The 13,345-nt window shown below is 61.2% G+C and carries 15 protein-coding genes; all 15 read right to left on the bottom strand.

The features are described 5' to 3' along the window. Positions 1-49 precede the first annotated feature (49 nt). The 15 genes from KHO33_RS11645 to nac all read right to left on the bottom strand — a co-directional run bounded on the left by KHO33_RS11645 (position 50) and on the right by nac (position 13,089). Complete coding sequence (locus tag KHO33_RS11645; protein WP_200565121.1) at positions 50-805, bottom strand: glucose 1-dehydrogenase; 756 nt, start codon at positions 803-805, stop codon at positions 50-52. 19 nt (positions 806-824) lie between these two features. Beyond that, positions 825-1,364, bottom strand: coding sequence for a gluconokinase (locus tag KHO33_RS11640; protein WP_236074669.1), 540 nt, complete (start codon positions 1,362-1,364; stop codon positions 825-827). 113 nt (positions 1,365-1,477) lie between these two features. Beyond that, positions 1,478-2,326, bottom strand: coding sequence for a transporter substrate-binding domain-containing protein (locus tag KHO33_RS11635; protein ID WP_054033536.1), 849 nt, complete (start codon positions 2,324-2,326; stop codon positions 1,478-1,480). 127 nt (positions 2,327-2,453) lie between these two features. Then, positions 2,454-3,182, bottom strand: coding sequence for an amino acid ABC transporter ATP-binding protein (locus tag KHO33_RS11630; protein ID WP_054033538.1), 729 nt, complete (start codon positions 3,180-3,182; stop codon positions 2,454-2,456). A 27-nt stretch (positions 3,183-3,209) separates the two neighbouring features. After that, positions 3,210-3,959 (bottom strand): amino acid ABC transporter permease, encoded by a 750-nt coding sequence (locus KHO33_RS11625; protein ID WP_131240328.1) that lies wholly within the window; start codon positions 3,957-3,959, stop codon positions 3,210-3,212. A gap of 1 nt (position 3,960) precedes the next feature. Further along, positions 3,961-4,662 (bottom strand): amino acid ABC transporter permease, encoded by a 702-nt coding sequence (locus tag KHO33_RS11620; protein WP_054033540.1) that lies wholly within the window; start codon positions 4,660-4,662, stop codon positions 3,961-3,963. A gap of 350 nt (positions 4,663-5,012) precedes the next feature. Then, positions 5,013-6,023 (bottom strand): 2-hydroxyacid dehydrogenase, encoded by a 1,011-nt coding sequence (locus KHO33_RS11615; protein WP_200565059.1) that lies wholly within the window; start codon positions 6,021-6,023, stop codon positions 5,013-5,015. A 32-nt stretch (positions 6,024-6,055) separates the two neighbouring features. Continuing rightward, on the bottom strand, positions 6,056-6,814 hold the full coding sequence (locus KHO33_RS11610) for an SDR family oxidoreductase (protein WP_054033544.1): 759 nt from the start codon (positions 6,812-6,814) through the stop codon (positions 6,056-6,058). Positions 6,815-6,986: 172 nt separating this feature from the next. Continuing rightward, positions 6,987-7,754 (bottom strand): LamB/YcsF family protein, encoded by a 768-nt coding sequence (locus KHO33_RS11605; RefSeq protein WP_200565060.1) that lies wholly within the window; start codon positions 7,752-7,754, stop codon positions 6,987-6,989. Positions 7,755-7,839: 85 nt separating this feature from the next. Beyond that, positions 7,840-8,310, bottom strand: a complete 471-nt coding sequence (locus tag KHO33_RS11600; protein ID WP_200565061.1) for an acetyl-CoA carboxylase biotin carboxyl carrier protein — start codon at positions 8,308-8,310, stop codon at positions 7,840-7,842. A gap of 3 nt (positions 8,311-8,313) precedes the next feature. Further along, complete coding sequence (locus tag KHO33_RS11595; RefSeq protein ID WP_200565062.1) at positions 8,314-9,321, bottom strand: 5-oxoprolinase subunit C family protein; 1,008 nt, start codon at positions 9,319-9,321, stop codon at positions 8,314-8,316. After that, the gene (gene pxpB / locus KHO33_RS11590) at positions 9,318-9,989 is read right to left on the bottom strand and encodes a 5-oxoprolinase subunit PxpB (protein WP_233464789.1); all 672 of its coding nucleotides are present in this window, start codon (positions 9,987-9,989) and stop codon (positions 9,318-9,320) included. Before pxpB ends, KHO33_RS11595 begins: the two co-directional genes overlap by 4 nt. An 83-nt stretch (positions 9,990-10,072) precedes the next feature. Continuing rightward, entirely contained in the window at positions 10,073-11,425 is a 1,353-nt protein-coding gene (gene accC / locus KHO33_RS11585) for an acetyl-CoA carboxylase biotin carboxylase subunit (RefSeq protein ID WP_131240323.1), read from the bottom strand. Positions 11,426-11,431: 6 nt separating this feature from the next. Then, entirely contained in the window at positions 11,432-11,938 is a 507-nt protein-coding gene (gene accB, locus KHO33_RS11580) for an acetyl-CoA carboxylase biotin carboxyl carrier protein (protein WP_200565063.1), read from the bottom strand. Positions 11,939-12,162: 224 nt separating this feature from the next. Continuing rightward, on the bottom strand, positions 12,163-13,089 hold the full coding sequence (gene nac, locus KHO33_RS11575; protein WP_054033557.1) for a nitrogen assimilation transcriptional regulator NAC: 927 nt from the start codon (positions 13,087-13,089) through the stop codon (positions 12,163-12,165). Between the last annotated feature and the right edge of the window lie 256 nt (positions 13,090-13,345).

Raw genomic sequence — 13,345 nt, 5'->3', positions numbered from 1 at the left:
CTGACGCGAGATGCCCCGATGTCTTCGATCTGCCAATACAAACCAAACCCTACAACGTGGCCGTCACGCCGCCATCCACGTAAAGGATATGGCCGTTCACGAAGTTCGAGGCGTCGCTCGCCAGAAACACCGCAGCGCCGACGAGATCTTCCACATCGCCCCAGCGTCGCGATGGCGTGCGTCCAATCAGCCAGTTGCTGAACGTTTCATCCTTGACGAGCGCCTCGGTCAGCTCCGTCTTGAAGTAGCCCGGCCCAAGTCCATTGACCTGGATGCCATGTTGCCCCCAGTCGATTGCCATGCCTTTCGTCAGCATCTTCACCGCGCCTTTGCTCGCGGTGTAGGCCGCGATGTTGGGACGACCCAGTTCGCTTTGCACCGAACAGATGTTGACGATCTTGCCGCGCTTGCGAGCAATCATGTGTCGCGCTACCGCCTGGCCGACCAGGAACACGCTGTCGACATTAGTCTTCATCAGTTCTTCCCATTGCGCATGGGAGAACTGTTCCAGTGGCGCACGGCGTTGCATGCCGGCATTGTTGACGAGAATGTCGATCGCACCGATTTCGCGTTCGATATCGGCGATCGCCGCGTCGACCTCAGTGGCCGACGTCACGTCGAAACTCGCGGCATGAACGGTCGCGCCTTCATCGCGCAACCGGCCGACAGCTTCCTCCAACCTGGTCGCGTTGCGGCCATTCAGAATCACTTCAGCGCCGGCACCTGCCAAGCCCTTGGCCAGCGCATAACCGATACCCGTACTCGACCCGGTAACCAGAGCACGACGCCCCGACAGATCAAACATCTTCAGATTGTTGTTCAACTCAACTCCTCTTCGACTCTAATTCGTCCGACTTCCATGCAGTACTATCCAGCGCGCCCAGCCATTGAATGATCTCTCTCAGACTGCACGCCCTGTGCAGCGAAGCGGAAAGGTGGAGCACACCCTCTTCACCCACAGGTGATTCGAGCGTTGCGAATTGATTCGCCACCAATGTCGCTGGAAACTCATGATCCAGGCGCCTGGAAACCCGTGCAACCGCTGCGGCCAAGGTGATGTCGAGAAACACGAATCTCAGCCCGGCGACGCGCGCGCGCATGCGCTCCCGATAGCAACGTCTCAACGCGGAACAGGACAGCACGGCCGCTCCCTGCGTATCATCCACCAGCTCGGCGAGGCGGTCCAGCCATGGCTCGCGGTCGCTATCGCTCAACGCGATTCCGCGACACATCTTGTCGCGGCTTTCCGCCGAGTGATGCTCGTCTCCTTCGATGAAAACGCCCTCCAGCGCCACGGCCAACTCACGCGCAAGTGTCGACTTACCCGAGCCCGACACACCCATCACCACTATTTTATGTGTCACGTTGCACAATCCAGCTACGTTGTCCCGACGCGAGATCTACGGAACCGCGCCGGCCATTCAAGCGACAGCGGTGCGCGAATGAAAGCGCACCGCTGCATCACACGCTTTCCGGCTCAGGACACCGGCGTGAACTTGAGCTGGTCGATCGGCGTGACCTTGTCGGTTCGGGTCAGGCCGTAGGGCGTCTTCGGTCCAAGCCACTTGTTGAAGATGCCGCTCATCTCGCCGCTCTGCTCCATCGAAGCCAAGGCCTTGTTGACCGCGCTCAGCATAGCCGGCTCGTTCTGGCGCAAGCCCACCGCGATCGGCTCGATTAGCATCGGCTCCGACGCAATCGCCACCGCGCCGTCCGTGCCGTCCACCTGCTTTGCGATCTTCGTGGCCGTCATCTGGTTGGTCACGAAGCCTTTGACCTTGTTCTGCTCGAGTGCGAGAAACGCCGAGCTGGTATCGTGAAACGTCACCGCCTGGCCATCCTTGATCGAAATTGGAATCGACTGAGCAGACGTCGAACCGTCGGCAGCGCTGATTTTCTGACCCGCGAAATCGGTCAGCTTCTTGCTCGCGTCGGCCTTCTTCACGACAAGGACTTCCTTGGTGGAGTAGTACGAATCGCTAAAAGCGATCTGCGTGGCGCGGGTTTTGGTGTAGGCCAGGTTGGCGACCACAATGTCGACACGCCCCAGCTTCAATTGCGGAATGCGCGCCTCGACAGCCAACGGTTCGAGCTTCGCCTTCACGCCCAACTGTTTCGCCACCGCGTTGCACAGGTCCACGTCCATGCCTTCGAGCTGGCGCGTCTGCGCGTTGGGATACGAGAACGGCTCGACGTTCGAATACACACCGCAGCTCAACTCGCCGCGGCCCTTGATATCGGCCAATTGATCAGCATGTGCCGGGGCAATCGATGCAACCGCGCCGCCAACGACCAACATCCCCGCGAAAATCTTCTTTACCTGCATCGTGATGCTCCTGAAGTTTATGTGTAAAGCAATCGACTGCTGATCAACGGTGGTCAAACCGAATCTGAATCTGAACCTGTATCTGTGCCGCGAAAGCCATACCGCCTTGCTTGCTTCAATGCCTTCCTCAATGCGAGCGAAGGTCGGACAGGAATCGCTGCGCCCGCTCGTGTTTCGGGCGCAAGAAGAATTCCTCCGGCTCAGCCGTTTCGAGAATCTTCCCTGCGTCCATAAACCAGACGCGATCGGCAACCTCACGTGCAAACCCCATCTCATGCGTGACGCACATCATCGTCATGCCTTCCTGCGCGAGGCTCTTCATTACGTTCAACACTTCGCCGACCATCTCCGGATCGAGCGCACTGGTGGGCTCGTCGAACAACATTGCTGGCGGGTCCATCGCCAATGCTCTCGCAATCGCGACACGCTGCTGCTGACCACCGGACAATTGCGGCGGAAACGCACTGGCCTTGTTCGACAGACCGACGCGCGCGAGCAAATCCGCTGCTTTACGTTCCGCATCCGCGCGCTTGAGGCCGTGCACGCGCATCGGCGAAAGCGTGATGTTGTCCAGCACCGACAAGTGCGGAAACAGGTTGAATTGCTGAAACACGAAGCCGACACGGCTGCGGTAAGCATTCAGACCCAGCTTCTTGTCGTGAATGTTCTGACCGTCGAAGAAGATCTGCCCACGATTGATCTCCTCGAGCCGGTTGACGGTGCGAATCAGTGTCGACTTACCCGATCCGGATGGTCCGCAGACCACCACGACTTCGCCTTTGCGAACTTCGGCGTTCACGTCCACGAGAGCGTGATATTCGCCGTACCATTTGTTGACGCTGGAAAACTTGATCATGCGAAATACCTCGAAGTGATTGAGCGCCTAGTTTTCGGTGGGCAGCGGATCGGTCAACGCGACGTTGGCCGCCTTCTGGGTCCGCGATGCGACACCGGCCCGCTTGCGCGTCACGCGCCGCTCCAGATACTGCGCAAGCTGTGTGAGCGCGTAACACAGCGCGAAATAACTCAAGGCGAGAATCAGGTACACGGGAAAGGGCTTCGTCAGCAGCCGGTTGTTGATCTGATCCGCCGCGAAAGAGATTTCCTGGACGTTGATGATGTAGCCCAGCGAGGTCTCCTTGATCGTCGATACGAACTGCGTGACCATGCTCGGCACCACGTTGTAAAGCGCCTGCGGCAGGATGACTGCACGCATGGTTTTCATGTAGCTCATGCCGAGCGCTCTCGAGGCTTCGGTCTGCCCTTTCGGCAGACCCTCGATGCCCGCGCGGATGATTTCCCCGAGATAGGCCGAGTCATAAATAACGAGCGCGCACAGCATCGTGACAAACCCCGTGACCGGATAGCCGGTCAGAACAGGCACGAGAAAGTAGACCCAGAAAATCACCATCAGGAGCGGGATGCCCCGCACCATGTAGACAAGACCTGTGGCCGGCGCCCGCAAAAATCGGAAGGGGCTGATGCGGGCCAGGGCGACCAGGATACCCAGGGGGAATGCGATGACGAGCGCTGAAAGCGACAGCAGGATCGTCAGTACGATGCCGCCTAACGGGCCATGCGGATACTGCCCGATGAGCAGCAGTGTCCAGTTATCGCGCAGGATATCGAGCATGTCACTTCACTCCCGGAATGCGGTAGTGCATCGCGATTTTGGCGCCGCACAGCATGATGACGAGGGAGAGCCCGAGATACACGGCCGTGGCGATGAAATACGATTCGAACGACAGGAAGGTTTCGTTCTCGATCTGCCGGGTGACATAGGTCAGTTCCGCCGCGCCGATCGCCATTGCGAGACTCGTGTTCTTGAACAGCAATACTGCGTGATTGACCATCGGCGGAATTGCATTGCGCAGCGCTTGCGGGAGCACGACGAAACGCATGACGTTCAGGAAGTTCAGACCCAGTGCTCGCGACGCTTCGTACTGACCGTAGGGAATCGCACGCAGTCCGCTGCGGATATCTTCGGAGAGATAGGCCGCGCTGCACAGGCCGATCGCCACGACCGCAAAGATGAACTGACCGTTGTAGTGGTTCAGCACGGTCTGCACCGATTCCGGCAGGATGTTCGAAATGCCGAAGTACCAGAACAGGATCTGGACCAACATCGGCACGTTGCGATGATAGGCCACGAATGACGCGACAAACGCCGTCGCGAGGCGATTGTTGGTCAGGCGGATCAGCGTGAGAAGAATGCCCACCACCAGCGAGAGTATCCACGCCAGCGCGGCCATCGCGAGGGTGAGCTCGATCCCATGGAGAAACAGCGCCCCATAGTCGCCTCGCAGCACCGTCGCCAGGTCAAAATGAAGTTTCATGTTGCACGTCCCAATGATTCGGATCGAAGCGATGATCCCGGTCTGACTCGAAGCCGCGGCACCATCGTCATTCCCCCGGAAGCCGTCATTAACTTCCGTGTTGAATTGATACTAGCTCGCGAAAAAAGGCTGTTGCAGAGGCCTTTCTTCTGGTGCAATAAGTTTCGGGAATGATGAATCGGAACGACGTCCGGCAGTGCGACAGGCGTGGTTGTGCATGGTGTTTGTCTCCAGTATGCGGCGCCTCTTCGGGCACCTCATCATCAGTGGCGCACTCCTCTATCGGAGCGCTCACGCTTGAGAAACAACGGCGGTACTACACCGGCGCAGCATGCTGCGCCGGTCATCGTTCAGGCTGTGGCTGTCGGGCGCGTCAGCACCTGCGGGTTCACCGGTGTCGGCGGCTTGCCGGCCGCTGCGCCGTACCCTAGCGCGGCGATCAAATTGTCTGCGCAAAGCGCGGCCATCGCGCGCCGTGTGCTGACAGACGCGCTGCCGATATGCGGCGTGAGCACCACATTTTTTTGCGCAAGAAGCGCCGGGCAGATAACCGGTTCACCTTCGAATACATCCAGACCGGCCGCTGCGATGCTGCCTTCGTTCAGCGCCACCGCCAAAGCGGCATCGTCCACTACGCCGCCGCGTGCGATATTGGTCAGCGTGGCCGACGATTTCATCTGCTTGAGCTCCGCGGCGCCAATCGCGTGATGCGAGCTGGCCGAGTAAGGCACCACGATGATCAGGTGATCCGACTCGCGCAACAGCGTTTCCTTGTCGACATAGCGTGCCTTGCAGCTTTCCTCGACATCGGGCTCCAGTTGCGAGCGATTGTGATAGATCACGCGCATGCCGAAGCCGAATGCGCCACGTCGCGCAATCGCCTGGCCGATACGTCCCATGCCAAGAATGCCGAGCGTCGAACCATGCACGTCGTTGCCGACGAACATGTCGAAGCGTCCGGTTTTGGTCCATTCGCCGGCATGCAGGAAATGTTCCGACTCGGTGATGCGCCGCGCCGTTGCCATCATCAGCGCGAAGCCGAAGTCGGCGGTGGTATCCGTCAGAACGTCCGGCGTATTGGTCACCAGCACGCCGCGCGCGGTACAGGCTTCCACGTCGACGTTGTTGTAGCCCACGCCGATATTGCATACCGCCTTCAACTGCGGGCAAGCGTCGAGCAAGGTCGCGTCGATGCGGTCGCTGCCGGCCGTCATGGCCCCCACCTTGCCTTGCAGCCTGGCAATCAGCTCTGGTTGTGTCCAGATCGTGTCGTCAGGGTTGTCGGTCACGTCGAAGTTCGCGCGCAGGCGATCGACGATATCCGGAAATGACGCACGGGTAACCAGTACCGATGCACGCATGGAAAACCTCCTAGTTGAACTCTGGATTGCACTTACTCGTTGTGATCAGCGGGATCGCGTTTGATCGTCGTCAGGCCGCCCGGCACCTGCAGCGTGGGCAGAATTTCCATGTTGCTGATGTTGACCGCGAGCGGCGCGGCGATCGCAAAGGCGATGGCGTCGGCAATATCGGACGGCAGCGGCAGCTCGAAGCCGTCGATGAACTGCTTGCGCGCCGCCTCGATGTCGCCATGCACGTGGCCAAAAATATCGGTGGCGACACGGCCCGGACAAATTTCCGTCACGCGTACGCGTCTGCCGGTCGCATCCACTCGCAACTGGCGCGACAACGCATGGATGCCGGCCTTCGTCGCTGAGTAAATGGAGTTGCCGTTGAAGTTGTAGATCCCTGCGATCGAGCTGATGTTGACGATATGACCGCGATCGCGGGCAACCATACCCGGCATGGTGAGCCGCACGATGTGCAGAACGGCTTGCAGGTTGACTTCCACCTGAAGGTCGATGTCTGCGGCGGCGGCATCCAGAATCGAGCCTTTGGTCGATATGCCGGCGTTATTCACGACAATGTCGAACTGCACGTCCTGCGTCAGCTTGGTGACGGCCGGCAGATCGCACACGTCGATCGCGTGCGGGATGCAACCGGTTCGCTCCGCCAGCTCATTCAGACGTTCCGCGTTGCGAGCGAGCGCATGCACTTCGAGTCCTTCACGGCAGAAGCGCTCGACGATCGCAGCGCCCATTCCGGTCGAAGCGCCCGTCACCAGCGCGGTCTTATAGTCTGAAAACGGCATGAATGACCTCTATCTGTAGTTCTGAACTGTCGCCCTTTGAGGCGTGCGATAAGCCTGTTACCAATGTATACGCCGTGAAAACGCGGGGCAAAGACGGATTGGCTTTGTGGCGATAAGACTGGCTTATGGTTGGTCAATTCGGGTTGACCGATGCAGGTTGGCCTGCTCGTGCCTAGCGTACGAGCTTCGACACCGGCACGACACGCCCGCCCGCCGATTCGATCACGCCGCGCACCGTGCGCGCCAGTTCGACGGCACCCGGCGTATCGCCATGCAGCAGGATCGATTGGACGGCGATCCTGAGCTTGTTGCCCGTGATCGTCGTGATCGTGCCGTCTTCGAGCAGTTCCTTGACGCGTGCCAGGACGGCCGCGCGGTCTTTAATGACCGCGCCTTCCAGCTTGCGCGACACGAGCGCGCCCTGATCGTCGTAGGCACGGTCGGCGAGAAACGTGTTGGCCGTGCGCATCCCGATGTGATCGGCGGCCCGTTCGATTTCCGTGTTCGTCGAAACGCTGATGATCAGATCGCGATCGAATTCGGCGAGCGCCCGCACCAACGGTTCAGCCAGTTCATACGATGCCGCAGCCATGTTGCCCAACGCGCCGTGAAAGCTCATGTGCGTGACGCGATGTCCGGCCCGCTTCGCGATGCCCGCCAGCGCGCCCATCTGATACACGACGTAATTCGCCAGTTCAAGCGGGTCCGCCTGAATCTGCCGCCGGCCGAAGCCCATCATGTCGGGAAAGCCAACATGCGCGCCGACGTCAATCTGGCGCGCGAGAGCCATCCGCACCGTCTTGTCCATGATGACGGGGTCACCCGCGTGATAACCGCACGCAATGTTGGCGGACGAGACGATATCGAGCATCGCTTCGTCTTCGCCCATTTGATAGGGTCCAAAGCCTTCGCCCAGGTCCGCGTTCAGGTCGATTTCCACTATCCACTCTCCATTCTTTAAGCGGTCTGTGCCGGGCTATCCGCAGCGGACCACACCGGCTCAGTGTCTATCTATCGATATGTGTCTATGCCGACGACGAGAGTTCGAGCAAGGGCGTTCCGTAACCGACCGTTGCGCCATGCGCGACGCACAAGCGCATAACCATGCCATCCGCTGACGCGACCACAGGCACGCACAATTGCGCGATCTGCAGCAGGCCGACAATGTCGCCCGGTTTGACGTGATCGCCCGCGCTAACCAATGGCGTGGAACGCGCAGGATGCGTCGACAGAAAGATGCCGGCCGACTTCGCGGTGATGCTGACGGCCTGCGTCTGCGCCGTGTCCGCTGCGCGCGCGAGTCCGCCAGGAACCACAGTCGAAACCGCCTGCGCCGACGCCGGCGCATCCGCACCGATCGAGCCAGGCGCCTGCTCCATCGTCAATCGAACCGTCGCCCCGGGCTTGCTGATTTCGATGAACTCGATATCGACTTCTGCAAGCCACGACGTGATCTGCCGAAGCTCGCCGATATCCACTTCGATTTTTTGTGTCATGTGTCAGTGTCGGGAAGGGCAAAACAGTGCAACGAGATTGCGCACCCTGACGAGATAACTGTCCAGTTCTTCCAGCGCCGTAACGGCTTGCGCGTACGTCGTCTGAGCAAAGCGAATCTTCGTACCAATACGCGCCTGCGCGAGCCGCCACAAATCGGCTTCTATCACGGTGCCGATCTTCGGATAGCCACCTGACGGCTGCGCATCCCGCAACTGAATGATCGGCTGGCCGCTATGCGGCACCTGGATCACGCCCGGCACGATGCCGTGCGAGCGCTTTTCGATCGCATGCGTCGCGACCAGGGTGGGACCTGCGAGGCGATATCCGTAGCGATCGCTCTGCGGCGTCACTTTCCACCCATCGCGCCAGAACGCTTCGAGCGATTCCGGCTCGTAGCACTCGTATTCCGCGGCCGGCAGCACGCGCACCACGGTTTCGCCTGCATCGGCTGCGGGCAGGGCTAACGGCGCCGGCAACGAGTACTCAGGCGGCACCGTGCCGAAACCCGCGGCGAGCACAGCATCTTGCGGCACGACGCGCTCGGCGAGACCCACTGCCTTCACCACATCACCCTTCTGCAACTGACGACCGTTGAAGCCGCCGAACTGGCCACGCAACTGCGTACTGCGCGAGCCAAGCACCACCGGTACGTCCACGCCACCCGCGAGCGACAGGTAACAGCGCGTGCCACTGGTCGGCACGCCGATCGTCAGCACGTCGCCCTGTTTCGCATGCACGGTCCACCACGGCAGCACCGGCCGGTCGCCTAAGCGCGCCGAACAATCGGCACCGGTGATGGCGAACGAAAGATCCTCAAGGAAGCGGATGCGGAAGGGAAACATCGGAATTTCGATGCCGGCCGCATCGTCCGGATTGCCGAGCAACAGATTGCCGACCGCGAGCGCCAGCCGGTCCATCGCGCCGGCCGTGCCGACGCCGTAGCGCAAATAGCCTTCACGCCCCTGGTCCTGCACCGTCGCGAGCGCGGACGAAGACAAGATTTCGATCATGGAACAATCCTCTCGACGCGAAACCGGATCATGTCGCCAGGTGCGAGCGTGGCCGGGTTATCGCGCGTGGGGTCGAAGAACGACATCGACGTATGACCGATCGTGTTCCAGCCGCTCGGTCCCGTCGATGCCGAGACCCCGGTCTGCACGCCACCGATCGACACCGCGCCGCCAGGCAAGCCCAGCACCGGCACCTTGCGCCGCGGCGTGGCGATACGCGGGTCCATGCCGCCCAGATAGCAGTACCCCGGATGGCTGCCGAGCGCATAGACCGTGTAGAGCGGCGCGCAGTGCAATTGCACGACCTCATCGATAGAGAGTCCTGTGTGATTCACCACGTCTTGCAGATGCGGCCCGAACTCGCCGCCGTATTCCACCGGCAAGTCCACCACCCGCCCTTCGATCTGCAACTCGCCCGCCGCGGCCCACGCGTCGCGCAACGCGGCGCCGAGCGAGTCCGGATCTGCAGGCGGCGTGGAAAACGTCAGCATCAGATTGGTCACGCCGGGCACCGCTTCACGCACGCCCGGCCATGATTCGACTTCGCGGGCTAGCGTCCAGATGCGGCGCTGCGCATGCAGATCGAGCGCGCCCGGCGCTTCGAACAGCATGGCCGTCGTACCCAGCATGCTGATGCAAAGCGCCTGCTCCGATTCATCCTGTTTCATTGCAAGGACAGTCCTCTGTGAATCCGGACGCAGCCGTTCGACTACATCCCCGTGCGCAATCGACGCATGCTCAACAGTCAGCGTCATGTCTGTTTCCTCTTTGCGAGCCAACGCTCCAGATGATGAATATCGACGCCGCCCTCCGCGAACCCTTCGTCCTCGAGCATGGCCTGATGCAGTGGCACGTTGGTGCGAATGCCTTCAATGCGCATCTCCGAGAGCGCGATGCGCATGCGCGCCAGCGCCTCTTCACGGGTTGCGCCGTGGGTGATGATCTTGGCGATCAGCGAGTCGTAATACGGCGGCACGACCGCGCCGCCACTCATATGCGAGTCCACCCGCACGCCGTTGCCACCCGGCAGTTCCCACACGGAAATCTTCCCCGGACACGGGGCGAAGGTGAACGGGTCCTCAGCGTTGATCCGGCATTCCAGCGAATGGCCGAGCGTACGAATGTCCGACTGACGAATCGTCAACGCGTGCCCTTGGGCGATCCGGATCTGTTCGCGCACGATGTCGACACCCGACGTCATTTCCGTCACGGGATGCTCGACCTGCAGCCGCGTATTCATTTCGATGAAGTAGAACTGACCGTTCTCGAACAGGAATTCGAAGGTGCCCGCGCCGCGATAATTCGTCTGCCGGCAGGCCTCGACGCAGCGCTCGCCCACTTGCCGGATCAATTCCGGGTCGATGCCGGGTGCGGGCGCCTCTTCCAGTACCTTCTGATGGCGCCGTTGCAGCGAACAGTCGCGCGAACCGAGCCACAGGGCATTGCCGTGCGTATCGCACAAGACCTGAATTTCGACGTGACGCGGATGCTCGAGAAACTTCTCGACATAGAGTTCGGGCTTGCCGAAGGCGCGGCGTGCTTCCTCACGCGTCACCGACACGGCTTCGAGCAACTGCTCGGGGCCCGGCACGACGCGCATGCCTCGCCCGCCGCCACCGCCCGCCGCCTTGACGATCACCGGATAGCCGATTTCTTGCGCGACCCGCAGAATCTCCGTAGGGTCGTCCGGCAGACCGCCGTCCGGGCCCGGCACACAGGGTACGCCGGCCGCACGCATGGCCCGTTTGGCGGCGACCTTGTCGCCCATGGTTCGAATGGAATCGGGCTCGGGGCCGATGAAGGCCATACCAGCGGCCTCGACCTGAGCCGCAAAATCCGCGTTTTCCGACAGGAAGCCGTAGCCGGGATGAATCGCCTGCGCGCCGCTCACGTGCGCTGCGAACAGGATCGCGGCCCGGTTCAGATAGCTCTGTCCTGGCGCGGCAGGACCAATGCACAGCGCCTCGTCGGCGAGCCGCACATAGCGCGCGTCGGCATCGGCCTCGGAATGGACGGCGACGGTTTTCAGACCGAGTTCACGGCAGGCGCGCTGGATTCGAAGCGCGATCTCGCCGCGGTTGGCAATCAGTACTTTGTTGAACATGGTCGATCAGCCGATCCGGAACAGCGGCTGCCCGGATTCCACTTCGCTGCCCGGAGCCACAAGAATCTCCAGAACGACGCCGCTGAGTTCGGACTCGATCGCGTTGAACATCTTCATCGCCTCGATCGTGCAGAGCACCTGCCCTTCCTTGATCGTGTCGCCGGTATTCACGAAGGGCGCCTCGCCAGGCGCCGGCGTCAGATGCACGACGCCGAACATGGGCGCACGAACGAGTTGCGGCTCACTGGTGGTTGCGGGGGCTGCCTGGGGGGCGTCGACGGATTGCGCAGGCTCGGCGAGCGGTGATTGAGCCCCTTGGCTCCCCTGGGTCCCTTGTGTGCCCGGGGTAGACGCCACGGCTACACGTTCATCGCCCGAAGGCGCCTCAGCCCGCTTGCCGCGCCGTTTCGCCTTCACAAGCTTGACCCGTTCCTCGCCCTCGATGACTTCGAGCTTGGCCAGCGGAGAGTCCGCCAACAGGTCGATAAGCGCCTTAATCTTCTGGAGATCCATCTTTGAGTCCGTAGCCGGTTGGACGCGCGCCGGTCGATTGGCGTGCGCGAAGCACCGCTGGGGCTGTACGGCAACCCGATTCAATCTTCGGTTGCCCCGCCCGCGTGACGGCTAGCCTCGTCGCGCCGGCTCACTGCGAGCCGAGGCGATCGACGATGGACTCAATGTATCCGGCGCATAAAAAATGCGCCAAGAGGGTTTGGCTTTGTAGCGATAAGGCGCGCTTATGTATCGGCGCCGGACTCGAAACGCACGTCGAGCGCAAGGTCGCCGGCCAGTTCCAGCAAGATATCCTTGACGGCCGCGGCGGGCTCGGAAAGCGGCAAATGGTCGGACAGACAGACCGAAAGCGGAATCTTGATGACGGGTGAAACGATCCGGCATTGCACGACGTCGCCCGCCGCGGCCACGACCCGTGCCGTGGAATCGGGCAGGATGGTCGCACCGATCCCGGCGCTCACGGCGGCCGACAACGTCGACGCGGATTCGATTTCGGCCACGACCTTGGGGATCATCTGCACGCGCGCGAAACCCTCGTCGACGTACTTGCGCAGATAGTTGTATGGACGCGGCAGCAGCAAAGGCACGTCGCGCAACGCCGTCACGGCGATCTGCTCCTGCGTGATCCCCATGCTGCGCGGCGCCACGAGGAACAATTCCTCGTTCATCAGAAGCTGGAACGACAGGCCGTGGACGGGCTTATCGCCATACAGCACGGCCATGTCCATACGCCCGTTCATGATCAGCTCGCTGAGCGTCGTGCCGAAATTCTCGTTGATGTAGAGCAGGATGTCCGGATGCCGGGCGCGTACGGTCCGCAACAGCGGCAGCGACAGCGCCGACGCGCCGGTGCCGGGCGCAAGCCCTACCGAAACCTGGCCTGACAGCGTCTGGCCGGCGCTCTTCACGTCGGCCTGAGCCTGTTCGTACTGGCGCAGGATCAACTGGGCGTGCCGATACAGCGTGGCGCCCGCCTCAGTGGCCGTGACGCCCCGTTTGGTGCGCACGAGCAGCTGTTGCTGGAATTCGTCTTCGAGCGTGATCAGCTGCTGGCTCAGCGCCGGCTGGGCGATATGAAGCACTTCGGCGGCCTGCGTCAGGCTGCCGATATCGACGATCTTCACGAAGTACTTCAAACGCCGCAGGTTCACGGTAGTCGCGTCTCAACGTTAAGTGATGGCAACAATGATAGGGCAAGCGCCGCCCCGCGCACAGTGCTTAAAAAAACCTCACTCCCGCTCCTGCAACGCTAAAAGCGTGGCCTGTCAGCGTATTCCCGCATGGACCCTGATGGGTAAATGCCGGACGCGCACACGTACCGTCACGTCATAAGTGGATGTTATTGCGCCAGCGGAAAGACGTCTTGGCTTGAACTTTTTCGCGCGCTTAAGGTGAAGCCTCATCAAA

The sequence above is a fragment of the Paraburkholderia nemoris genome, assembly GCF_905221015.1.
In the GTDB taxonomy this organism is placed as follows: Bacteria; Pseudomonadota; Gammaproteobacteria; order Burkholderiales; family Burkholderiaceae; genus Paraburkholderia; species Paraburkholderia nemoris.
Note: the sequence above shows the minus strand (reverse complement) of the source record. Positions and strands in the feature narration are given on the sequence as shown.